Source organism: Acidobacteriota bacterium, from assembly GCA_016716715.1.
In the GTDB taxonomy this organism is placed as follows: Bacteria; Acidobacteriota; Thermoanaerobaculia; order UBA5066; family UBA5066; genus Fen-183.
The window spans coordinates 25029-47840 of the sequence record JADJVE010000005.1 but is presented as its reverse complement, the minus strand read 5'-3'; the positions used below and the strand labels follow the sequence as shown (position 1 = coordinate 47840).

Annotated in this window: 22 protein-coding genes and 1 pseudogene; 13 read left to right on the top strand and 10 right to left on the bottom strand. The window is 69.0% G+C overall.

Annotated elements, in window-relative coordinates; all coding sequences use genetic code 11:
* Positions 1-20 precede the first annotated feature (20 nt).
* The 4 genes from IPL89_09440 to IPL89_09425 all read right to left on the bottom strand — a co-directional run bounded on the left by IPL89_09440 (position 21) and on the right by IPL89_09425 (position 7294).
* Positions 21-3059: a TonB-dependent receptor gene (locus tag IPL89_09440; GenBank protein MBK9063402.1), complete on the bottom strand. Its 3039-nt coding sequence runs from the start codon at positions 3057-3059 to the stop codon at positions 21-23.
* A gap of 337 nt (positions 3060-3396) precedes the next feature.
* Positions 3397-5097, bottom strand: coding sequence for a glycosyltransferase family 39 protein (locus IPL89_09435; protein MBK9063401.1), 1701 nt, complete (start codon positions 5095-5097; stop codon positions 3397-3399).
* Positions 5094-6488, bottom strand: coding sequence for an ABC transporter ATP-binding protein (locus IPL89_09430; protein MBK9063400.1), 1395 nt, complete (start codon positions 6486-6488; stop codon positions 5094-5096). The genes IPL89_09435 and IPL89_09430 overlap by 4 nt, the downstream gene beginning before the upstream one ends.
* On the bottom strand, positions 6485-7294 hold the full coding sequence (locus tag IPL89_09425; protein ID MBK9063399.1) for an ABC transporter permease: 810 nt from the start codon (positions 7292-7294) through the stop codon (positions 6485-6487). The genes IPL89_09430 and IPL89_09425 overlap by 4 nt, the downstream gene beginning before the upstream one ends.
* Positions 7295-7329: 35 nt before the next feature.
* Between IPL89_09425 and IPL89_09420 the strand changes: the two genes are divergently transcribed.
* The 7 genes and pseudogenes from IPL89_09420 to IPL89_09390 all read left to right on the top strand — a co-directional run bounded on the left by IPL89_09420 (position 7330) and on the right by IPL89_09390 (position 14694).
* The gene (locus IPL89_09420) at positions 7330-8019 is read left to right on the top strand and encodes an ABC transporter ATP-binding protein (protein MBK9063398.1); all 690 of its coding nucleotides are present in this window, start codon (positions 7330-7332) and stop codon (positions 8017-8019) included.
* On the top strand, positions 8016-10637 hold the full coding sequence (locus tag IPL89_09415) for an FtsX-like permease family protein (GenBank protein ID MBK9063397.1): 2622 nt from the start codon (positions 8016-8018) through the stop codon (positions 10635-10637). The genes IPL89_09420 and IPL89_09415 overlap by 4 nt, the downstream gene beginning before the upstream one ends.
* The gene (locus IPL89_09410) at positions 10637-11713 is read left to right on the top strand and encodes a carotenoid 1,2-hydratase (GenBank protein ID MBK9063396.1); all 1077 of its coding nucleotides are present in this window, start codon (positions 10637-10639) and stop codon (positions 11711-11713) included. The genes IPL89_09415 and IPL89_09410 overlap by 1 nt, the downstream gene beginning before the upstream one ends.
* A 33-nt stretch (positions 11714-11746) precedes the next feature.
* Positions 11747-12109: a large conductance mechanosensitive channel protein MscL gene (gene mscL / locus IPL89_09405; protein ID MBK9063395.1), complete on the top strand. Its 363-nt coding sequence runs from the start codon at positions 11747-11749 to the stop codon at positions 12107-12109.
* A pseudogene (locus IPL89_09400) lies at positions 12106-12792 on the top strand (patatin-like phospholipase family protein). The gene mscL and the pseudogene IPL89_09400 overlap by 4 nt, the downstream one beginning before the upstream one ends.
* Before the next feature lie 568 nt (positions 12793-13360).
* Positions 13361-14314: a BamA/TamA family outer membrane protein gene (locus IPL89_09395; GenBank protein ID MBK9063394.1), complete on the top strand. Its 954-nt coding sequence runs from the start codon at positions 13361-13363 to the stop codon at positions 14312-14314.
* 41 nt (positions 14315-14355) lie between these two features.
* Positions 14356-14694 carry a hypothetical protein gene (locus IPL89_09390; GenBank protein MBK9063393.1) on the top strand — a complete coding sequence of 113 codons (339 nt, stop codon included), beginning with the start codon at positions 14356-14358 and terminating at the stop codon, positions 14692-14694.
* 3 nt (positions 14695-14697) lie between these two features.
* Here IPL89_09390 and IPL89_09385 read toward each other — a convergent pair whose 3' ends face one another.
* Positions 14698-16293, bottom strand: coding sequence for an amino acid permease (locus IPL89_09385; protein MBK9063392.1), 1596 nt, complete (start codon positions 16291-16293; stop codon positions 14698-14700).
* A gap of 47 nt (positions 16294-16340) precedes the next feature.
* Positions 16341-16889, bottom strand: coding sequence for an HAD-IA family hydrolase (locus IPL89_09380; protein MBK9063391.1), 549 nt, complete (start codon positions 16887-16889; stop codon positions 16341-16343).
* 27 nt (positions 16890-16916) lie between these two features.
* On the opposite strand from IPL89_09380, the gene IPL89_09375 reads away from it, so the two are divergent.
* Positions 16917-17081: a hypothetical protein gene (locus IPL89_09375; protein ID MBK9063390.1), complete on the top strand. Its 165-nt coding sequence runs from the start codon at positions 16917-16919 to the stop codon at positions 17079-17081.
* Here the strand turns inward: IPL89_09375 and IPL89_09370 are convergent.
* A complete protein-coding gene (locus IPL89_09370) occupies positions 17042-17824 on the bottom strand; it encodes an SDR family oxidoreductase (GenBank protein ID MBK9063389.1) in 783 nt (260 codons plus the stop codon). The genes IPL89_09375 and IPL89_09370 overlap by 40 nt on opposite strands.
* Positions 17825-17890: 66 nt before the next feature.
* Between IPL89_09370 and IPL89_09365 the strand changes: the two genes are divergently transcribed.
* The 3 genes from IPL89_09365 to IPL89_09355 all read left to right on the top strand — a co-directional run bounded on the left by IPL89_09365 (position 17891) and on the right by IPL89_09355 (position 20128).
* Complete coding sequence (locus tag IPL89_09365; protein ID MBK9063388.1) at positions 17891-18994, top strand: PD40 domain-containing protein; 1104 nt, start codon at positions 17891-17893, stop codon at positions 18992-18994.
* Positions 18995-19176: 182 nt separating this feature from the next.
* Entirely contained in the window at positions 19177-19854 is a 678-nt protein-coding gene (locus IPL89_09360) for a hypothetical protein (GenBank protein ID MBK9063387.1), read from the top strand.
* Positions 19855-19885: 31 nt separating this feature from the next.
* Positions 19886-20128 carry a MoaD/ThiS family protein gene (locus IPL89_09355; GenBank protein ID MBK9063386.1) on the top strand — a complete coding sequence of 81 codons (243 nt, stop codon included), beginning with the start codon at positions 19886-19888 and terminating at the stop codon, positions 20126-20128.
* Positions 20129-20144: 16 nt separating this feature from the next.
* Here the strand turns inward: IPL89_09355 and IPL89_09350 are convergent, their stop codons facing one another.
* Genes IPL89_09350 through IPL89_09340 form a run of 3 tightly spaced genes read right to left on the bottom strand, consistent with a single transcriptional unit; the run spans position 20145 to position 21628 of the window.
* Positions 20145-20564, bottom strand: a complete 420-nt coding sequence (locus tag IPL89_09350) for a type II toxin-antitoxin system VapC family toxin (GenBank protein ID MBK9063385.1) — start codon at positions 20562-20564, stop codon at positions 20145-20147.
* The gene (locus tag IPL89_09345) at positions 20561-20824 is read right to left on the bottom strand and encodes a type II toxin-antitoxin system prevent-host-death family antitoxin (GenBank protein MBK9063384.1); all 264 of its coding nucleotides are present in this window, start codon (positions 20822-20824) and stop codon (positions 20561-20563) included. Before IPL89_09345 ends, IPL89_09350 begins: the two co-directional genes overlap by 4 nt.
* A 39-nt stretch (positions 20825-20863) precedes the next feature.
* Entirely contained in the window at positions 20864-21628 is a 765-nt protein-coding gene (locus IPL89_09340; GenBank protein MBK9063383.1) for a ParA family protein, read from the bottom strand.
* 24 nt (positions 21629-21652) lie between these two features.
* Here IPL89_09340 and IPL89_09335 point away from each other — a divergent pair, with 24 nt between their 5' ends.
* Positions 21653-22102 (top strand): molybdenum cofactor biosynthesis protein MoaE, encoded by a 450-nt coding sequence (locus IPL89_09335; protein ID MBK9063382.1) that lies wholly within the window; start codon positions 21653-21655, stop codon positions 22100-22102.
* A 60-nt stretch (positions 22103-22162) separates the two neighbouring features.
* Positions 22163-22756, top strand: a complete 594-nt coding sequence (locus IPL89_09330) for a VOC family protein (protein MBK9063381.1) — start codon at positions 22163-22165, stop codon at positions 22754-22756.
* Positions 22757-22812 lie beyond the last annotated feature (56 nt).

Below are 22812 nucleotides of genomic sequence, written 5' to 3'. Positions count from 1 at the left end.
AGTCTAACCGGGAAGGAATCCTAGAACGAGACGCGGGCTCCGAGCCGGAGCACCCGCGGGCCCACCCAGGCGATGTCGCGGTTGAAGTTCGGGTTCCCGGCGTTTGCGTTCGTGTACGGGCCTTCCTTGCGCTGCTTGCCCGTCGAGGCCAGGACCGCATTGCAGCCCGTGCCGCCCGTGGTGGACGACGTGCAGAAGACCTCGTCACGCGACGTGACGCCCTGGAAGTTCGTCAGGTTGAAGACGTCGACGACCGGGGTGAGGGTGACGGCGCCGAGCCGGATGCCCCACTCGAGGTGCAGGTCGACGTTGTACGTGGACGGGAGCGTGTCGAAGCTGCCGCGCGCCATGTAGTAGCGCTCCTGGCTGTAGCCGGGGCGCGCGTAGCCGCGAACCGACATCGCGCGGCCGTCCGCGTAGTTCGCGTTGACCGACGTCACGAGGCCGAAGTTGAACGCGTACGTGCCCGTCAGCTTGAACTGGTTCGCCCGGTTGTTGCGGAGCGTGCCGTAGTTGTTCGGGGTCAGGTCGATGTAGTCGAAGTCGGCGTTGATGTTCGGGTCGCTCTGGCCGCCCTCACGCGTCTGCGAGAAGTTGCCCGAGTAGTTGCCCTGGAGCTGCGAGTAGATGTAGCTCGCGAGCAGGTAGAAGTTGTTCGAGAAGCGGTGGATGGCCGTCAGCTCGACGCCGCGGTAGTAGCGGCTCGGGTTGATCGACGGGCAGTTGCCCGAGAGCACCGTGGAGCCCGCGGGGCCCTGGCAGGCCGGGTTCGTCGGGTCCTTGATGACCTGGAGCGGGCTGTCGTCGCCCGGGTTGACGAGCGCGCACGTCGTGAGCGCCGTCGGGGGAACGTAGGAAGCGAGGTTGACGCGCGGGTCGAGAAGGTCGCAGCGGTCTTCGATCGTGCGCCCGAGCTTCTTGTAGATGCCCTTGACGCCGAAGGACCAGCCCTTGAAGACCTCGTACTCGATGCCGGCGATCGCCTCGTCCTGGTACATGCCCTTCAGGTCGGGCTGCGTGAGCTCGCCGCCCTGGATCGTCTGGTATCCGAAGAAGGCGTAGTCGGTGATCGGGTCCACCTTGTCGCGCGTGTAGTTGTACGCGAACACGGTGTACTCGTTGCCGAGCGCGCGGGTCTGGATGTCCTGCGGGATCGTGGAGTAGTAGCGGCCGAAGGAGGCGTAGACCTTCGAGCGGCCGTTGCTCATCGGATCCCAGATGATGCCGAGGCGCGGCGACCACTCGCCGTTGATCTTGATGGCCGTGTTGCCGGCGGCGTCAAGGAGCTCCTGCTCCTCGTAGCGGATGCCGAAGTTGACCGTGAGGTTCTTGAGGACCTTCCAGGAGTCCTGCGCGAAGATCGCGAGGTTGTTCGTCGTCGGCGGGTTGTCGACCGACGCCGCCGTCTGGAAGCCGGCGCAGGCGTTCGCCGCGGCGGCCGAGGTCGGCGTGCCGAAGTTGCCCGTCTGGAGGTTGCCGGAGGCGTCGTACTTCGCGATGCAGTTCAGGGGAACCTTGGCGAAGTAGCGCTGGTACGCGTAGTTGAACGCGCCGCCGGCCGTCATGAACTGGAAGATGCGCGCGCCGCCGGGGTACTTCTCGGAGAACGACGAGGCCAGTTTCTCGTACTCGCCGCCGACCTTGATCTCGTGCGCGCCCGCGAAGAACGAGGCCGCGAGCTTGAAGTCGTCGCGCTTGTAGCTCTCGTTCACGAAGTACGTCGGGCCGCCGCTGACGATCTGGGTGCGGCCGCCGCGATTCTGGAGGTTCGAGAGCGTGTTGCTGTAGGGCGACTGGTTGTCGTTCTTTTCCTCGTGGTGCGAGTACTGCGCCGAGAGGAGGAACGACGTGCCGAAGATGCCGTCGTACTTGCCGGCGATGTCCGTGCCGCCGGTCTCCGTCTCCCAGATGACGCCCGAGTCGGGGCCGCGGGCGGTGACCTGGCGGCCGTTGAACGTGCCGGGGTCGCCGAAGACCGACGCGGAGAGCGTGTGGGCCTCGCCGATGCGGAACGTCAGCTTGCCCGAGTAGAGGTTGTTGCGCGTCTCGTCCGTGCCCGACGTCGTCGAGAAGCCGCCGGTGCCCTTCGTCGTGTCGAGGCCGCCCGTCGGGGTGTAGTAGATGCTCGTGTTGCGGACGTAGTCCTGGTCGCGCGACACGCGGTTGTACGCGCCGAAGAACCAGAGGCGGTCCTTCAGGAAGTAGCCGCCGAGGTCCGCGCCGATGTCGTAGCGCGTGGGCTGGATGACCTGCGACGCGCCGACGGCCGTGCGGTCGGCGGAGTGGTCGTCGGAGGACGCGAGGTTCGAGCTGTCGTAGTAGCCGAACAGGTCGCCGTGGAACTCGTTGCCGCCCGACTTCGTCACGACGTTGATCGTGCCGCCGAGGGCGCGCCCGAACTCGGCCTCGTAGCCGCCGGACTTGACTTCGACTTCCTGGACGAACTCGTTCGTGAGCGTCTTGCCGACGTTGCCGATCTTGACGCCGGTCGTGTTGACGCCGTCGATGATGTACTGGTTCTCGAGGCCCGTCGCCCCGTAGAACGTGATGCCGCCCGAGTTGTCGGTGCCCGTGCCGGGCGCCGTCGTGGCGATGGACGTGAAGTTGCGGGCGAGCGGGAGCCGCGAGATCTGCTCCGACGTGCCCGTGACGCCGATCGTCGTCTTGGCCGTGTCGATGACCGGAGCCTCACCCGTGACGACGACCTCTTCCTTGACGGAAACGGACATCGTGAGCGGGACCGAGGCCACGCCGCCGATCTTCACGGCGACGTTGCGGCGCTCGGACTTCGTGAAGCCCGAGAGCGCGCCCGTCACCGTGTAGGTGCCGCTCGGCAGCGCCGGGAAGCGGAAGCGGCCCGCGGCGTCCGTGACGGCCGTGCGGGTGCCCTGCAGGGACGGCGACGTGATCGTGACCGACGCGCCGGGGAGCGGAGCGCCGTTGGCGTCGGTGACCGTGCCGTCGATGTCACCGGTGGTCTGGGCGAGAGCGACGTTCGCCGTCAGACCGACGACGGCGAGCGCGAGCACCACGAAGATGCTCAGCCAGCGAGTTTTCATTCTGTCTACCTCCTGAAATTTAAGTGTCGATCGAAACTTCGTTGACGGTTTCCCGTAAAGAAGATTGCGGAGAATTGGAGCCGGGCTCCTCCTTTCGAAAATACTGATTCGGAAGCATCTGACCCTGTTGCTTTCTCTCTCGTCCTCGTTCCTTCTGCACTCGACGCAAGCGTGAAAATCAAAGCGTCCGCACGTCCGTCACACGGTCGTGTGACCAGACCCACGAAAACGGGTGCAAGGGCGCTGCCGTCAAGAGGCGCAAGCGTACCCAATCTAAGCCTTTGCAGTCAAAGGGTGCGGTTTCGTCCCAGCGATTACGGCCCTCATCCCGATCCAATTACTTGGATTGGGATTCCGTAATCCGGTTCGTGAGGGCAAAGTGCTTGGCGTTGTTCTCGCGGCCCAGGATGCCCGCGGACGTGTCCGAAAGAGGCGGTTTCGCGAACGCGGCCAGGTGGTCCCGGTGCACCATCACGACGACCTTTCGGGGTCCGTTCCAGAGGGCTGCGAACGCTTCGTCCGACGGGAACAGCGACTCCGTTCCCGCGTGTGACCGTCCGAAGTCGAGTTCGCTCCAGCCCAGCGCCGCGACCGGCGTCGTCCGCCCGGCGTAGAACGGCAGCACCTCGAGGTAGTGGCCGCGCTGGACCAGAACGGCGTCCCCGCCCGCCGCGGCGAGCGCCGGCGAGACGACCGGCCACGGCGTCACCCAGTGCGCCGCGCCCGGCAGGACGGCGAGAAGGAACGCGATGAACGCGAGCCACGGCGCGGCAACGAGAGGCCCCGCTTCCGCGCTCCCGGTCAGCCGGGGCGAGACGTTCAGGACGAACCCGCCGAGCAGCGCGAGGAGCGCGCACGCTCCCGCGGCCTCCGCCCCGAAGCGCTGGAGGTAGCCCGCGCCGAACCCGTAGGCCGCGCCCGCGCCGAGGAGCGCTCCGAAGAGAACGCCCGTCGCGACGCGCTCGCCCCGGAACGAGGCGCCCCGGACGCGCGCGCGCTCGATCCCGAGCGCGAGGAGGACGGCGAGCGCGGGCCAGATCGGGAGGACGTACGGGATGAGCTTCGAGCGGGACACCGAGAAGAAGGCGAACACGAGGCCCGAGAACATCCAGAGGAAGCCCTCGGTCGCCCGCGCCTTCCACGCCGCGCGCGAAAGGCCCGGCCACGTCTCCTTGAGGCGCCCGAGGAAGGCCGTCCACGGCAGGAACCCAGCCAGGAGAACCGGCACGAAATAGACGAGCGGGCCCGTGCGCTTGTGCTCCGTCTTCGCGAAGCGGTCGAAGTGCTCGTGGACGAAGTAGAACTGCAGGAAATCCGGGTGCCGCCGGGCCATCGCGACGTGCCACGGAACGGCGAGCGCGAGAAAGACGAGCAGCGGCCCCGGCGAGAAGACCCGCGCGAGCGTCCGCCAGCGGCCGGTCAGAATCGTCCAGAAGACGATCGCGCCGCCCGGCAGGACGACGCCGATGAGCCCTTTCAGGAGCACCGCTGCGGCGCACGCGACGTGGAAGCCGTACAGCGCGCGGCGCGCGCGCTTGCCGTCGCCCTCCGCGTCGCCCTCCGCGAACGCCGCGAACGCAAAGGCCGCGCCCGACATCGCGAGAGAGAGCATCGGGTCGATGATCGCGATGCGGGCGAGCGCAACGACGAGCAGCGAGGACGCACACACGAGGCCCGCGAGGAGGCCGGTCCGCGCCCCGTATCGCCGCCGCGCGAACGCGACCGCGAGGAGGACCATGCCCGCCGCCGAAAGCTTGCCGGGCAGGCGCACCGCGAGCTCCGTCGGGCCGAGTACCGCCATCGAGGCCGCGACGGACCAGTAGTAGAGCGGCGGCTTCTCGAAGTAGAGAACGCCGTTCAGGCGAGGCGTCACCCAGTCGCCGGTCGCGAGCATCTCGCGCGGGATCTCGCCGTAGCGGCCCTCGTCCGGCTCGAAGAGCGGCACGCGCCCCGGCTCGAGGACGAGGAGGAACGTCGCCAGGAGAAGCAGGACGAGCAGCGTCCTCTCTCCCGCGTCCTTCGGCAGGCGCAGCGTCATTTCCTGTCCCTCGTCTTCCGGAGCGAAAGCGGGCCGGAGAAGGACCAGTTGCGTGCCGCGCGCCAGAGGCCCGCGCTCCGGTCGGGCGAATCGACCTGGAAACGGCACGCGCCCCGCCAGTAGTCGTACGGCGCCTCCCGCCGCGAGTGGACCGCGACGTCCACGAGGTACGTCCCCGTCCCGAGGTCGAGCGTGTGCAGCGTCACGCGGGCGAAGGCAGGGCCGTCGAGCTTCGACGGCAGGAAGCCGTCCAGCTCCGTGTTCGTGCCGTGCACGCAGACATCCTCGGGCGTGAAGATCCCGATGCCGAAGACGAAATCCGAAAGAGGCGCGCGCGGCGTCACGGCGATCTCGAACGTGACGCTTTCGCCGGAACGGAACGCGTAGCGTTCGGCGCCGGAGGCGTCGAGCATTCGACAGCCCGTGATCTCGACCTCCCGCGATCCCCATCGGCGAGGTTTCTCAACGGGCACAGGGGACGGGGACGGGGGGATTTCTTCGAAAGTGTGTGTTTCGCCCCGGTGCGGGGCGGCCTCCCCGCCGTGCGCCGCCGATGCGGCGCGCCCCTCCCCCTCTTCACCTTCTAAGAAAATCTTCTCTTCCTCTTTGTGTTCTTTTGCGAGGCGCGCGCCTTCCTCGTCCGCGACGTCCATGCGGTAGCGCGCGAGCGTCTCCCTCGGGTCGCCGAGCGCCTTCGTCCTGCCGTGGTCGAGGTAGAGCACGCGGTCGCAGAGCTCCTCGACGAGCGCGAGCGAGTGCGACACGAAGAAGATCGTCTTGCCGCGGCGCGAGAAGTCCGCAATCGTGTCGAGGCACCGGTGCGCGAACGCCTCGTCGCCCACGGCGAGCACTTCGTCCACGACGAGGACGTCGGGGTCCACGTGCACGGCCACCGCGAACCCGAGGCGCACGTACATGCCCGAGGAATACGTCTTGACGGGCTCGTCGATGAACTCCTCGAGCCCGGAGAACGCGACGATCTCGGGCAGCTTCCTCTCGATCTCCTTGCGGGTGAGGCCGAGCATGACGCCGTTGATCACGACGTTCTCGCGGCCCGAGATCTCCGGGTGGAAACCCGCGCCGAGCTCGATGAGCGCCGAGACCTTCCCCGTCACCGCGAGCGTTCCCGCCGTCGGCTTGAAGAGGCCCGCAACGAGCTTCAGGAGCGTGGACTTGCCGCAGCCGTTCGGGCCGACGACGCCGAACGTCTCGCCGCGCGCGACCGTGAACGACACGTCCGAAAGTGCCTGGACGACTTCCGACGGCGCGAGCGCGGCGCCGAATCCACGGCCGAGCAGCGCGGACTTGAGCGTGCCGAAGGCGCGCGTCCGGCCCCACTTGCGGTACGACTTCGAGAGCCCCCGCGCGACGACGGCGGCGGGCGCGGTCACACGGCCTCCGGGAAGGAGTCGCGCAGCCGGTCGAAGAATGCGTACCCGATGAAAAACGCGCCGAACGAAATCAGGACGAGGATTCCCCAGCGCTCCGGCGCGACCCACGCGGCGCGGAAGAACGCGTCGCGCCACGCCTCGAAGAACGGCGTCGCCGGGTTCCACAGGAGCGCCGCGCGGAGCCGCTCGGAGCGGATGTCCGGGAGGGCGTAGAGCACCGGCGTTGCGAAGAACCAGAGCGTCAGGCCCGTCGCGAGGATGTCCTTCACGTCGCGGAAGTGGACCGTGAGCGCGGCGAGGAGAAGTCCGACGCCCGCGACGAACACGCCCTCGAGGAAAAGCAGTGGGACAGCTTGAAGAATCGGCCAGCCGACCGGCACCGCCGGCCCGAGGACGCCCGCCGCGCCCAGCGCGAGGCCCGCCCCGAGGACGGGCAGCGCGAGAAGGAAGTGGACACCCTGCGCCGCGACGGCGACGAGCGGCAGAACCTCGGCCGGAAAGAGAATCTTCTTGAGGAGCGCGCCGTGCGTCGTGAGCGAGGACGCGGCGTCCGTGAGGCCGCCCGCGAGCCAGTTCCACGGGAGGAGGCCCGTGAAAAGGAAGAGGGCGTACGGACTCGTCGACGCGCTCCTTCCGGGGAAGATGAACGCGAAGACGACCGAGTACACCGCGAGCATGAGGAGCGGGTTCAGGAGCGACCAGAAGAACCCGAGGACGCTTCCGCGGTAGCGCGCCTTGAGCTCCCGGGAGACGAGGACGCCGACCAGCGCGCGGTGGCGCCAGAGGCCGGCCAGGTTCTTCAGCACGTCGCGTCCATCCCGAAGGACCGATGATACGTAGGATGGGCGCCGTGGGAGCCCGTGTCGCCGCCGAGTCCGTCTCCAAGTCCTACCTTCCGGGGCCAGGCGCCGCGCCCGTGGAGGCGCTCGCGGACGTCTCGCTCGAGCTCGAGCCCGGGACCTTCACCGCGCTCCTCGGGCCCTCCGGCTGCGGCAAGTCGACGCTCCTCAACCTCCTCGGCGCTCTGGACCGGCCGACGCGGGGCCGGGTCCTCGTGGACGGGCGGGACCTCGCGACGCTCGGCGAGGACGAGCGCGACACGTACCGCCGGCGGACAGCGGCGACGATCTTCCAGTTCTTCAACCTCCTGCCCACGATGAACGCGCTCGAGAACGTCGCGCTGCCGCTCCTCCTCGACGGCGCCGCGCCGTCCGAGGCCGATGCGCGCGCCGCGTCGCTCCTCGCCGAGGTCGGCCTCTCCGGCAAGGAACGCGCGTACCCGTACGAGCTCTCGGGCGGGCAGATGCAGCGCGTCGCCGTGGCGCGGGCGCTCGCGAACCGGCCCGCGCTCCTCCTCGCCGACGAGCCGACCGGCAACCTCGACTCGAAGACGGGCACTCAGGTCCTCGACCTCGTCTCGGGTCTCGTCGCGGAAAAGGGGATCACGGTCGTGATGGCGACCCACTCGGCCGGTGCGGCCGCGCGCGCGTCGCGCGTCCTCAACCTCCTCGACGGGCGGCTCGTCCCTTGATCCGCCACCTCCTTCCGCCGCTCGTCCTCCGGCCCGCCGCGAAGGACCGCCTGCGCTTCGCGCTCACCGTTTCCGGCATCGCCGTCGGCGTCGCGACGATGGCGGCGATCCGCCTCGCGAACGCGTCGGTCCTGTCGTCGTTCTCGGACACGGTCGACTTCGTCGCCGGCAAGGCGTCGATCACGATCCTCGCGGACGGCCCCGGCATCCCGGAGGAGACGCTCGAGCGCCTCGCGTGGCTGCGCGGGATCGGGGCGACGCTCGCGCCGGCGATCACGGAGACGGCGGCGACGGGCGCGAACGACGGCGAGATCATCGAGGTCCTCGGCATCGACCCGCTCGCGGACCCCTCTGCCCGGGAATATTCTTTTGCTGAAGAGGGGAAAGAAAAGAAAGAGAAGATTTTCTTAGAAGGTGAAGAGAGGAAAGAGCCTTCTCCCGGTCTCTTCTCCATATTCGAAGAAAAATCCATTCTTGTCACGAGCACATTCGCCGCTCGTCACGCGGTGAAGCCCGGCAGCGAGTTTCGTCTCGTCACGAACTCCGTCGAACGCACGTTCCGCGTCGCCGCCGTGCTGCGTCCGGCGGGCGCCGCGCGCGCAGCGTCGGGCTCGATCGTCTTCATGGACATCGCCGCCGCGCAGGAGGCGTTCGGGAAGGTCGGGCGCCTCGACCGCATCGACGTCGTTCTCCCCGCGTCCCTCTCCGACGCCGATCGCGCCCGCGTCCTCGAGGAGGTCTCCGCGTCGCTTCCGCCCGGCGTGACCGCGGGCCGCCCGGAGCGGCGGACGGAGACCGTCGACCGCATGGTGCGTGCGTTCCGCGTGAACCTCTCGGCGCTCGGCGCGATCGCGCTCCTCGTCGGGATGTACTTCGTCTACAACACGCTCTCGATCTCGGTCCTCCGCCGCCGCGCGGACATCGGCGTCGTGCGGGCCCTGGGCGCCTCGCGCCGCTCCGTCTTCGCGGCCTTCCTGCTCGAGGGCCTCTCGCTCGGAGTCCTCGGCAGCGTCCTCGGCCTCGCGCTCGGCGCGGCCCTGGCCGCGGGCGCGCTGAAGGTCGTGGGCGGCACGGCGACGGAGCTGTACGTCCCCTCCGCCCACCCCGTTCTGCGCCTCGACCCCGGCGTTCTCGCGTTCGCGTTCGCCCTCGGCGTCGCGACGTCGGTCCTCTCGGCGCTCGCACCCGCCTTCGAGGCGGCCGGTGTGGAGCCTGCCGCCACGATGCGGCACGGCTCCGTCGAGGCCGCGCGCCGGCGGCGCACGCGGCCGCTCGCGCTCGCGGGCGCGGTCCTTCTCGTCCTCGCGTGGGCGGCCACGCGGCCCGGGCCCGTGCTCGGTCTTCCGGTTTTCGGTTTCGTCTCCGTTTTCCTCGTCGTCGCGGGCGCGTCGCTCCTCGCGCCGGCGGCCGTGACGTTCGCGGCGGCGCGCGCGGACGGCCTCGCGCTCCGCCTCTTCGGCGTCGAGGCGCGGATCGCGCGCGCGAACCTGACGGGCAGCCTCTCGCGCACGTCCGTCGCCGTCGCCGCGCTCACGATGGGCCTCTCGATGATGGTCGCGGTCGCCGTGATGGTCGGTTCCTTCCGGACGACCGTCGCGACGTGGGTGGGCGAGACGCTCGCCGGCGACGTCTTCGTCGGACCCGCCAGCGGGCGCTCGGGGCCGTCGCTCGGGCGCGTCCCCGAGGAGGCGATCGAGGCGATCCGCGCCGTCCCCGGCGTCGCCGACGTCGACCCGTTCCTCGCGTTCTCCGCGACGCGGGACGGCGCGCCCTACACCGTCGGCTCGGGCCTCTTCGCGTACGTCGCGAAGTACGGGAACCTCCCCCTCGTCGACGGGCGCGACCCGAAGCGGGTCTTCGCCGGGGCCCTCGCGAACGGCGAGGCGATGGTCTCCGAGCCCTACGCCGAGAAGTTCGGCGTGAAGACGGGCGACTCCGTGGACCTGCCCGGTCCGTCGGGCCTCGTGCGCGTGCGCGTCGCCGGCGTCTATACCGACTACTCGAACGACCGCGGCACGGTCACGCTGGACCGGGCGCACTTCCGGCGGATCTGGCCGCTCTCCGGCGCGTCGACGATGAGCGTCGTCCTCGCGCCCGGCGTCTCCCCCGAGGAGGGCGCACGGCGGATCGAGCAGGCCGTGCGCGGGCGCTTCGCGCTCCGCGTCCGGACGAACGCAACGCTTCGCAAGCTCGTCCTTCAGATTTTCGACCGCACGTTCGCCGTGACGTACGCGCTCGAGGCCGTCGCCATCGCCGTCGCGGTCCTCGGCGTCTTCAACACGCTCACGGCGCTCGTCCTCGAGCGGCGGCGCGAGATCGGCCTCCTGCGCGTCCTCGGCGCGTCGGCCGCGCGCGTGCGCCGCGCCGTGCGGTACGAGGCGGCCGCGATCGGTGGCCTGGGGATCGCCCTCGGCCTCGCATCGGGCGCTGCGATGGCGCTCGTCCTCGTCCACGTCATCAACCGCCAGAGCTTCGGCTGGACGATCGCGATGCACTGGCCACTGGGGTTCCTCGCGGGCGCGCTCGCGCTCGTCTTCGCGACGACGCTCCTCGCCGCCGCGCGCCCCGCCGGCCTCGCGGCCGCGACGGACGCCGCGGCCGCGCTGAAGGAAGAGTGATGAAACATCTCGCACTCGCGCTGCTCCTGTTCGCCGGGCGCTTCCAGCCTCTCGATCCGAACCAGAAGATCTCTTTCCCGCGCGACCACGGGGCGCACGAGGATTCGCGCGTCGAGTGGTGGTACGTGACGGGCCAGCTCGAGACGGCGTCGGGGAAGAGGCTCGGCTACCAGCTCACGTTCTTCCGCACCGGCGTCACGGACGACGCCGCGCCGCGCGCGTCGTCATTCGCGGCGAAGGACGTCCACCTCGCGCACTTCGCACGCACGGACGTGACGGGAGGTAAGGCGGGCACGTTCCGCTTCGCCGAGCGCCTGCACCGCGACGGCCCCGGCGCCGCGTACGCGCGCTCGGGGCGACTGTCGGTCGCGAACGAGGACTGGCGGCTCGAGGAAGCCGGCGGCCGGATCGTCCTCTTTGCGAGGGACGGCGGCGACGAGCTGTCGCTCATCCTCTCGCCGGAGAAGCCTCCCGTTCTCCACGGCCCGAACGGGATCTCGCGGAAGGGCCCCGAGCCCGACGCGGTGAGCAAGTACGTCAGCCTCACGCGCCTCGCGAGCGCGGGCTGGTGGACGTCCGGCGGGACGAGCGAGGCCGTCACGGGGCTCTCGTGGTTCGACCACGAGTGGGGCTCGGGCTCGATCGGCAAGGAGACGCAGGGCTGGGACTGGTATGCCGTCCACCTCCTCGACGGCCGCGACCTCATGCTCTACCGCCTGCGTGGCGCCGCCGGGAACGGAACGCCGTTCTCGTCGGGCACGCTCGTCGAGAAGGACGGTCGCGCCGTAGCCCTCGGATCCGCGGACTTCACGATCGAGGAAACCGCGAAGTGGAAGAGCGCGAGGAGCGGCGCGACGTATCCGGCGCGCTGGACGCTGAAGGTCCCGAAGGCGGGCCTCGTCCTCGACGTGGCACCGCTCGTGGCGGACCAGGAGCTCGTCACGGAGAAGTCGACGCGCGTCACGTACTGGGAAGGGGCGTGCGACGTGAAGACGCCCGGCGGCGCCCCGGCCGGACGCGCGTACGTCGAAATGACGGGCTACGCAGGGGCGGGAGGCCTCGGCCTGTTCCGCTAAACTCCCGCCCGAATCGCCCGACAGGGAGGAAACATGCTCAAGGGATTCAAGGACTTCGTCGCCCGCGGTAACGTGATCGACCTCGCGGTCGGCGTCATCATCGGCGCCGCGTTCGGCGCTGTCGTCGACTCGCTCGTCAAGGACCTCATCACGCCGATCATCGGGATGGTCGGCGGCCAGCCGGACTTCTCGGCGATCAAGGTCGGCGGGGTCGCGGTCGGCAACTTCATCAACGCGCTGATCGCGTTCCTCATCAAGGCGGCCGGCCTCTATTTCCTGATCGTCCTGCCGTTCAACAAGTTCGGCTCGAAGATGGCCGCGTCCGCCGCCGGTCCGCCGCCGCAGGAGGTCCTCCTCAAGGAAATCCGCGACCTCCTCGCGCAGCAGAAGCGCTGACCGCCTTGAGATCCCGCACCGCCGCCGCGGCCGCCCTCGCGGCGGCGCTCGCCCTGCCCGCCTTCTCCCAGGACGCTCCGGCGCCCGCCCGGCGCCCGAAAATCGGCATCGCCTTCGCGGGCGGCGGAGCCCGCGGCGGCGCTCACGTCGGCGTCCTGAAGGTCCTCGAGGAGATGCGCGTGCCCGTGGACGTCGTCGCGGGCACGAGCATCGGGTCGATCGTGGCCGCCCTCTACGCCTCCGGCATGTCGCCGGACGAAATGGAAAAGGTCCTCGCGACGACGGACTGGGACGACGCGCTCAAGGACGACCAGCCGCGCCAGGACCAGCCTTACCGCCAGAAAGAGGACGACCAGCTCTACCTCATCAAGGCCGAGCTGGGCTTCAACAAGGGCAAGCTCGTCCTCCCGAAGGGCCTCGTCGCCGGGCAGAAGCTCAACTACCTCCTCCGCCGGCTCATGCTCCCCGCCTCGAACGTCCGGGACTTCGACAGGCTGCCGATCCCGTTCCGCTGCGTCTCGACGGACATCGTCTCGGGAGCGAAGATCGTCATCGGCAAGGGCGACCTCGCCCGCGCGGTCCGCGCGAGCATGGCGATTCCGGGATTCTTCGACCCCGTCGAGATCGACGGGAAGCTCCTCACCGACGGCGGCACCGCGGACAACCTGCCCGTGGACGTCGTGCGTTCGATGGGAGCCGACGTCGTGATCGCGATCGACATTTCGACCCCGCTCAAGAAACGCGACGAGATCACGAGCTTCCTCTCGATCGCCGGCCAGACGTCGGGGTTCCTGACCCGCCTCAACGTCGAGCAGCAGATCGCGACGCTGAAGAAGGACCACGACATCCTCGTGGTCCCCGACCTCGAGATGGTCGACACGCTGGACTTCAAGCAGTTCCCGAAGGCCTCCTCGCAGGGCCTCCTCGCCGCGGACGCGATGCGCGAAAAATTCGCGCCGTACGCGGTCTCCGAGGCCGAGTACGCGGCGTTCCTGAAGAGGCAGCGCGTCCCGCGCACGGACCCCGTCGTCCAGGAGGTGCGCGTCGAGCCTCCTCCCGGCGTCGACCCGCGCCTCATCGCGGGCCGCGTGGACTCGAAGCCGGGACCCGTGAGCTGGCCGGTCCTCGAACGCGACCTCGCCCGCCTCTACGAGCTCGGCGACTACGAGACGGTCGACTTCCGCATCGAATCCGAGGGCGCGCAAGATCCTCGTCCTCGGCGGCGCGCCGAAGCCTCCCGCCCCCACCCGCGTGCGGTTCGGCCTTCTTCTCAACACGGACTTCTCGAACAGCTCGTTCGGCCTCAGGCTCGGCGCCTACTTCACGCGGCTGAACGCCCTGCGCGGCGAGCTCAGGACGAAGATCGAGGTCGGCCGGCAGAACAGCATCCTCTTCGAGTTCTACCAGCCGACGGACTTCCACGGCCGGTTCTTCGTTTCCCCGACGGTCTCGTTCACCCGCCTGCCGTTCGACTTCTACGTGGACAACGCGAACGTCGCGCGATTCCGGACCGACGAGATCGCCGGATCACTCGACGTCGGCGTGTCTCTCGGCCGGTACGGCGAGGTCCGGCTCGGCGCCGTCCGCGCGCAGACGAACTTCAAGACCGAGATCTTCACCGGCCAGCCGACGGAGGGGACCGCGCAGACGGCCGCCCTGCAGCTGCGCGCCATCCTCGACCAGACCGACAGCGTGACGTTCCCGCGCCACGGCTGGGTTGCGCGCCTCCAGGTCTTCGAGGCCTTCGACAGCGCCGGCGGCGACGACCGGTACGGAAAATTCAAGGCGGGCGCCGGGTTCGCGAAGAGCTTCGGCGAGAGCACCGTCGTCGCGAGCCTGAAGGCGGACGTTCGCATAGGCCCGGATCTGCGGCCCCTGTACGACCAGGCCCAGCTCGGCGGTTTCCTGAATCTCTCGGGCCTGGCGCCCGGCCAGCTCTACGCCGACAACGCGTTCCTCGCCCGTCTCATCGCGTTCCAGCGCCTCGCTCAAATGAACTCGCTCCTCGGGACGGGCGTCTACGCCGGGATCTCGATCGAAACCGGAAACGCCTGGGCCTCTGGCCTCACGGCCTCCGATCTCCGGCTCGCCGGCTCCGCATTCCTCGCGGCCGACACGTCGCTCGGGCCTCTTTACGTCGCGTTCGGCCTCGCCGACCGCGGTTACCACAGCTTCTACCTCGCGCTCGGCGTGCCGATCAACTGATCCGATTCTCTGGTCAAATACTCACCGTCAAGGAGGACCCTTTGAAAAAACCGACGATTTCCGTTCTCGCCCTTCTCGCCGCCCTCGGCCTCGGCACGAGCCTGCTCGCCACCATGGACATCCAGAAGGCGTTCAAGGAGAAGTACCCGGACGCCAAGGCCGTAAACGGCAAGTGCTCGACGTGCCACACGATGGCCCTGCCCAAGAAGGACGGCGACCACGCGAACAACGCCTACGGCAACGACGTCAAGGCGGCAAAGGGGAAGGACGGCAAGTACGACTTCGCCGCGATCGAGAAGAAGGACTCGGACGGCGACGGCGTGTCCAACCTCGACGAGATCACGAAGGGCACGAACCCGGGCGACAAGACCGCGAAGTAACGGCTACTCGGGCGTCCGGCGCATGTGGCTGTGCCGGACGCTGTACAGGAAGTACAGGAAGAGCCCGATCACGAGCCAGATCACGAAGCGCTCCCACGTCGTGCGCGGGAGGCCGAGCGCGAGCCAGAGGCAGAAGAGGATTCCCGCCGGCGCGCTGAACCAGACGAGCGGCGTTTTGAACTTGCGCGGCGCGTCCGGGCGCTTCACGCGGAGAATCAGGACGCCCGCGCTCACGAGGACGAACGCGAAGAGCGTTCCGATGTTCGTGAGCTGGACGACCTCGTCGATGTTCATGAGGCCCGCGGGGAGAAGGACGAGGATCCCCGTCACCCACGTCGCGTTCACGGGCGTGCCGCGCGGCCCGACCTTCTCGAACCAGCGTGGGAGCAGCCCGTCGCGCGCCATGACCATGAAGATGCGCGGCTGCGCGAGCTGGAACACGAGGAGCGCGCCCGACAGCGCCGCGACGGCGCCGATCGAGACGATCCCGGCCACCTTGTTCATCCCGATCGAGGAGAAGGCGTGGGCGATCGGGTCCGCGACGCCGTGGTACGCCGTGTACGGGAGCATTCCGGAGACGACCGCGCAGACGCCGACGTAGATCACGGTGCAGATCGCCAGGCTCCCGAGAATGCCGCGCGGCAGGTCGCGGCCCGGGTTCTTCGTCTCCTCCGCCGTCGTCGAGACCGCGTCGAAGCCGATGAACGCGAAGAAGATGATCGCGGCGCCCGCCTGGATGCCCTTGAGGCCGTTCGGCGCGAAGGGGTGGTAGTTCGCGGGCTTCACGTAGAAGGCGCCGATCGCGATGACGCCGAGGAGGAGGACGATCTTCACGGCGACGATGACGTTGTTGAAGCGGGTGGACTCCTTGATCCCCCAAGCGCAGAGCGCCGTGATGAGGATCGTGATGAGCATCGCGAGAATGTTCATCCCCACCGGGAAGCCGCCCACGAGCGGGGCGCCCTGGACCGTCGACCAGTTCGCGAAGACGTCGCCGCCCGCGAGCGCTCCGGCCTTCGCCTGCGCGAGGTACCCGAGGCGCGCGGAGATGCTGGAGGCGTCCGGATGCGCCCTCAGGAAGTCGGCCGTCACCTGCAGCATCGTGCGGCTGTCCATCGCGAGCCAGCCCGGCAGGTTGATTCCCATCCCGAGGAGAAGGTTGTTCGCGTAACTGCCCCACGAAATCGCGATCGCCACGTTCGAGATCGCGTACTCGAGGAGGAGGTCCCAGCCGATGATCCACGCCATGAGCTCGCCGAGCGTCGCGTAGGCGTACGTGTACGCCGAGCCGGAGACCGGGATCATCGAGGCCATCTCCGCGTAACAGAAGCCCGTGAACCCGCACGCGACGGCGGTGAGGAGGAAACTCACGACGAGCGCCGGCCCCGCCGCGGGCCGCGTGACGCCATAGGACGAGTCGAAGCCGCCCGCGAGGCCGGTTCCGAGGCTCGACAGAATGCCTGCGCCGATGATGGCGCCGACGCCGAGGAGCGTGAGGTCCCATGCCGAGAGAGTGCGCTTGAGGTGGCCGTGGCCGGGCTCGTCCACGCTCGCCTTGAGCTGCTCGATGGTCTTCGTCCGGAACAGCTGATTCAGCAAGGAGCCTCCCTCTCGTTCCTCTCGTTTCGCGACGGGGTCGCAGGAGTCTAACGGGCGAGGATGCGGCGCGGGACCTCGTCGAGAGAGGAAATCGCCTCGACGCCCTCCCGCGCCCGCCCGCGGCGATCGAGGAGGAGGGACGAGAGGCCCGCGTCCCGCGCGCCGTGGTAATCGTCCGTGAGCGAGTCCCCGACGTGCAGCGCCTCGGCGTGGGCGACGCCCGCGCGCCGCACGGCCTCGTCGAAGATCCCGCGCGCGGGCTTGCTCACGCCGACGAGGGCGGACACCACGACATCGTCCACCGCGGCCGCGATCCCGAGGCGCTCGAGGAGCGAGGGGAGCGTCGAGTCCCAGTTCGAGACGATCACGAGGCGGAGTCCCGCCGCCCGCAGGGCCGCGAGGACGGCGTGCGTCTCGGGGTACACGGCCCAGTGCCGCTCGGCGCCGAAATGAGCGATGAGCTCGCCGAGGAGCGGGCCGGGCATCGCGCCGCCGCCCACGCGCGCGTAGACGGTGCCGACGAACCGCCGCCAGAATCCCGCCTCGCCGTCGACTCCGCCCCAGCGCTCCTCGCCGCGCTCGCGCGCGACGTCCACGTCGCGCCACGTCGCGTGGACGGCGCCGTGGACGTCCTCCGCGTTTGCGACGACGCCGTGCCGCGCGAAGGCCTCGCGGTAGACCTCCTCGACCGGCGGGTCGGCGCGGAGCAGCGTGTCGCCCGCGTCGAAGAAGACGGCCCGGATGGGCTTCAGGGCATCACCTGGCCGCCGTCGATCACGATGGCCTGACCCGTGACGTTCCGCGCGTCCGTCGACGCCAGATAGACGACGAGGCCGCCGACCTCGTCCGGCGTGAGCACTTCGCCGAGCGGCGCCATCTTTCCCGCGAACGCGAACGTCTCGTCGAAGCTCTTCCCCATCCCCTTGGCCATCCGCGCGATGCCCGACCGGCCCATTTCCGTGTCGACCCAGCCCGGGCAGATCGCGTTCACGGTGATCTTCCGCGGCGCGAGCTCGAGAGCGAGCGCGCGCGTGAGACCGATGACGCCGTGCTTGGACGTCGTGTACGCCGCCATCCCGGCGACGCCGAACCGCCCGGTGACCGACGAGAGGTTCACGACGCGCCCGCCGGACGCGAGGAACGGGTTCGCCGCGCGCAGGACGCGCCAGACCCCCGTGAGGTTCACCTCGAGGATCGCGTGCCACGCCTCGTCCGAGCGGGCGTCGCCGTCGAGGGGCGACGGTCCGCCCAGTCCGGCGTTGTTCACGAGAATGTCGATGCGCCGGTCCGGCCGCGCGGCCCGCTCGACGCCGGTCGCGACGGACGCAGGGTCCGTCACGTCGAGGACGATCGCCTGGGCCTCGCCGCCGGCCTTCACGATCTCGGCGGCCACGGCCTCGGCTTCGGCTTCCTTGCGGGAGGCGACCGCGACGCGCGCGCCCTCGGCCGCGAGCCGGAGCGCGATGGCCCTGCCGATGCCCTTGTTCGCACCCGTGACGAGAGCGTTCTTTCCGGCGAGACGTCCGGCCATGTCGCGACCTCCGAAGGGGGCGATTCTAAGAGGGTCAGGATCGCCTCAAGGAGTAAATTGCTCCTCGTGAACCGCCTCGCGCCCGTGTCCGTGTTCCTGGCGTGTCTTGCGACGCACGTCGCATCCGCAGGCGTCCTCGAACCGATTTCGGTCGCCTCCACGGGCGGCACCGCGAACCAACACAGCGACACCAGCACGCCCGTGAATCTCGCGCTCAGGACTGTCAGCGCGGACGGACGGTACGTGGTCTTCCAGAGTGACGGCACGAACCTGGTTCCCGGCCAGATTGCGCCGGTTCCCCTGCGAGGGACGGGCCTCTACCTCCGGGATCGCGTCCTCGGGACGACGACGCTCGTCAGCCATTCCGCCTCCTCCCCCCTGAAGAACGGGGACGGAAACTCCCAGCTGGCGAGCATCAGCGCCGACGGACGATGGGTCGCCTATGCGAGCAGCTCTACGGATCTCGTCGCGGGAATCGTCGACAACAACGACGACTACGACTTCTTTCTCTTCGACCGCCTCGACGGCTCCAACACGCTCATCTCGCATGACGCGATCGATCCGATGACGACGGCCAACCTCGGGAATTCGTCGACGTTGATCGCGAGGATCAGCCAGGATGGCCGCTTCGTTCTCTACTCCAGTCGCGCGACGAATCTCGTGGCGGGTCAGATCGATTCGAACCTCTCGATAGACGTCTTCTGCTACGACCGCACGACGGGCGACTCCATGCTCGTGAGCCGTGCTCTGGCATCCCCGTCCGCGACGGGCGACCACGGCGGTGGCGGCGTCGCCATCAATGCGGACGGCCGGTGGATCCTGTTCGTGAGCAGTTCGACGAATCTCGTCGCCGGCCAGGGGCCGACGCCCTCGCAGAACGTCTTCTTGTTCGATCGGACGTCGGGAACATCGACGCTCGTGAGCCACCGGGCTGCGGAGCCTCTGGTCCCCGGCAATCAGGCGTCCGCTTCGTTTCTCTCGAGCCTGAGCCGCGACGGTCGCTTGTCGCGTACGAGAGTCTCGCGACCGATCTGGTCTCGGGCGCGGCCGTGGCGCCAGGTGTGGAGAACCTCTATCTCTACGACCGCCAGACCGGAACAAGCTCGGTCCTTACCGTCGGCTCTGTTCCCTTGGCTCCGGCCAATGCGACTTCCGTCCAGCCGATCGTGAGTGACGACGGCGCATGGATCGTGTTCGAGAGCCGGGCAACGAACCTCGTCGCCGGCCAGGCGTCACTTGCCGGGCGCTATAACGTATTCCTCCGCGACGTCGCAGCGGGCACGACGAGACTCGTGAGCCATTCAGTTTCCGGGCCCGCGAGCGGCGCGTCGGGCAACTCCGTCAATCCCGTAATGAGCTCGGACGGGCGCCGCGTGGCGTTCAACAGCGCCGCGCAGGACCTCATCCCGTCCATGACCAAATCGAACGTAGGGGACGACGTCTTTCTCTTCGACCGCGATTCCTCGAAGACGTGGCTCCTGAGCCACGCGCTGGGAGCCGACGACGTCACGGGCAACGACCTGTCCTTCCTTCCCATCATCAGCGCGGACGGGAACACGGTCGTCTTCGGGAGCTTCTCGTCGGATCTCGCCTCCGCGGATGCGAACCACACGGAGGACGTGTTCGCGTATTCCCACGTCGCACTGGGTCGCTCCGCCTCGTTCTTCCCCCTCGCCCCCTGCCGCGTCCTCGACACGCGCCTCGCGGCCGCCGCGCTCGGCGGGCCTGCTCTCGCAGGCTCCTCGGAGCGTGACTTCCCGATCTCCGGAACGTGCGGCATTCCCGCCGATGCGGTCGCGATCTCCGCCAACGCGACCGTTACGGTCCCCCAATCGGGGGGTTCCGTCAACGCCTTCCCGGCAGGCCTCGTCCCTCCGCAAACGGGAATCGTGAGCTTCCGTGCGGGCCAGACCCGTGCGAACAACGCGATCGTGGCGCTCGGCGGTACTCCCTCCGGGACGGTCACGGTCCGCAACGACTCGACGGCCGCAGTTCACTTCATCCTCGACGTAAACGGTTTCTTCCGATGAACTCTCCCGTTCCCGCAATAGAATTCCTCACGTGAAGGTCGACGTCCTCCTCTTCGCGGCGCTCAAGGACGAGCTCGGGCCGCAGGTGTCCGTGGAGGTCGCCGAGCCGGCGACCGTCGCGTCGCTCGTGCGCGCGCTCGAGGCCGCCTACCCGGCGATCGCGCGCTTCGGCGGCAAGGCGAAGGCCGCCGTGAACGAAACGTGGGCGCGCGAGACGGACTCTGTGAACGCCGGCGACACGGTCGCGCTCCTGCCGCCCGTCGCCGGCGGCTGACCGCTGGACATCGGGCTCAGGGAGCCCCGATCACTTCCAGCCCGCAGGCCCGGGCCGCGCGAGCCAAGGCGTGGTCGTGCGTCGCGAAGGAGACGGGCTCCGCCTCGATTTCCCGCCAGAGCAGTGCCGTCGACAGATGGATGCTGTCGAGCGTTCCCAGAACCGTTGGAAGCGGCTGGGCGGAGCGCTCGAGGACCGGCGGGGTCACGTCCACGAGAACGAGGCTGGCGAGCACGCGAAAGACCGCTTCCCGCCGTAGGACGGTCTCGTCGTCCGAAAGACCCTCTTCGAGTCGCAGGCGGTCCAGAGTTCGCAGGCACTCCACCCGGGTCAGTGCGCTCGTGATCGACTGGCCGGGTCGGTCCGATCCCGCGAGAGCGCCTCGTTGCCCGAGGACGGCCCTCAGGACGACCGAAGAATCGACGTAGCGGATCACCGGTGGCTCTGCCGCTCCTCGAGGAGAAGGTCCACGATGTCGCGCTTCGTCTTCAACGGAGGCGGCAGCTTCACCTTGCCGGGCGCCGGCGTGCCGGGCGCGGGCCGGTGGGCCACGAGCGCGGCCCGCTTCTCTTCGAGGGGAACGAGGCGCGCCACGGGGATGTCCCGATTCGTCACGGTCACCATCCTCCCGCGCCGCGCGAGGCTCACGTAATGCGAAAGCCGCGCCTTCAGGTCCGCGATCGAAACGCTGCTCATGACCAGATGATAGACCTTTCTGGTCATCCCGGCGGGCGGCTAATCCAGCCTCAGCTCCTCGGCGAGGAGCGCGTAGTCTACGGCGCCGCGCGCCGATCCGTCGAACTCGAAGATCGTCTTGCCGACGGACGGCGCCTCGGCCAGCGCCACGTTGATGCGGATGGGCGTGAGGATCTTCGTGAAGCGCTCGCGCAGCGTGTCGAGGAGCTCGGAGGAAACGGCCGTGCGCAGGTCGTAGAACGTCGGGAGGACGCCGTCGATCTTCAGCGCCTTCTCGCGCGTCGCGTTCGCGTGCCTCACGAAGACGCGCGTCTTCTCGAGCGCGGGCAGCGAGAGGAAGTCGAGCTTCGCCGGCAGCAGGATCTCGTCCGCCGCGTGGTAGACGTTCTCGAGCAGGAGCCCCGCCGCGGGCGGGCAGTCGAGAACGATCGCTTCGTAACCTTCGTCCTCGAGCGACGCGAAGCGCCGCGCGAGCCGGCCCACGCGCTTTTCCTTTCCCTTTTCGCGGAGAACGTCCTCGGCGCCGAGGAGGTCTTCGCCGGCCGGCAGGACGTCGAGGTTCGGCCGCGAGCCGCGCACGACGGCCTCCTCGAAGTCCGCCTCCTTCAGGAGCCACTTCGAGAGACCGGCCGACGCCGGAAGACCGAGGGACGTCGCGACGCTGCCCTGCGGGTCCACGTCCACGAGGAGGGTCTTCCGGCCGGCACGAGCGGCGGCTGCGGCGAGGTTCACGGCCGTCGTGGTCTTGCCGACGCCTCCCTTGAGAGCCGAGACGGCCAGGATTCTCCGGCGCCGCAGGGTCATGGCGGCGGGTCTTATCATGAGTCGATGTCGCATCTGACCGAGACCCCCATCGAGCCCGCCGAGCTCCTCGCCGCCGTTCGGCGCGACGGGGACGGCGGCCTAGCGCTTTTCGTGGGCGTCGTGCGCGACCACAACGACGGAAAGCGCGTGACCCGGCTCGAGTACTCGGCCTATATCCCCATGGCCGAGAAGGAGATGGACCGGATCGCGGCCGGGATCGAGCAGGCCCATCCGGGGGTCCGGGTCGCCTTTCGCCACCGGATCGGCAGCCTCGCCATCGGGGACGTCGCCGTCGCCGTCGCGGCCGCGGCGCCCCACCGGGACGAGGCCTTTGCAGCGTGCCGGGCCGGAATCGAGGCCATCAAGGCCCGCGTGCCGATCTGGAAAAAGGAGTTCGGGCCGGACGGAACCTCGTGGGTCGAACCCTGCGGGGACCCCTCGCATGCCCCCTCCGGAAATCCGGATTCCGCGTAAACCCATTGAAAAGTAAGGGACTTCCTGTTATCCTCCGGCGCCCATTTCGGAGGATTGAAGATGTTCCTCGCCCTCAGGCGAATCCATGTTTTCGCGAGCGACTTTTCGAGGTCGCGCCGTTTTTACGGTGAAACGCTGGGGCTCCCGGAGTCGGGCGGGTTCGAGAACGACTGGGTCGAGTTCGCGCTCGGTCCGCTCCTCCTGAAGCTCACCCCGCTCCGCCCCTCGGAAGTTCCCGCGCGCAACCAGGTCGCCGCCGTGTTCTCGACCGCGGGCCTCGAGGACGCGATCGCGCGCCTCAAGGAGCGCGGCGTCACGGTCACGCGGCCTCCCGCGGACGAGTTCACGGGCCGCTCGGCCGAGATCCTCGATCCGGACGGCTACCGGATCATCCTGTTCCAGGCCTCCGAGCTCCACCCCGACGAGGAGTGGGTCCCGGCCTCGGGCGTGGACGACCTCGTGAAGCAGAAGCTCAATGCGCGCAAGAAACGCGAGCAGGCGCGCGGAACCGGCAAGAAGCCCGCCAGGAAGGCCGCAAAACCGGCGGCGAAAAAGGCCGCCCGGAAGCCGGCGCCGAAGAAGGCCGCGAAGAAGCCGGCGCAGAAGAAAAAGGCCGCAAAGAAGGCCGCGAAGAAGCCCACCCGCCGGCGCTGACCGGCGCGCGGCCCGCGTGGGATGGCTCCTCCGGACGGCACTCCGAAATGTCCGAC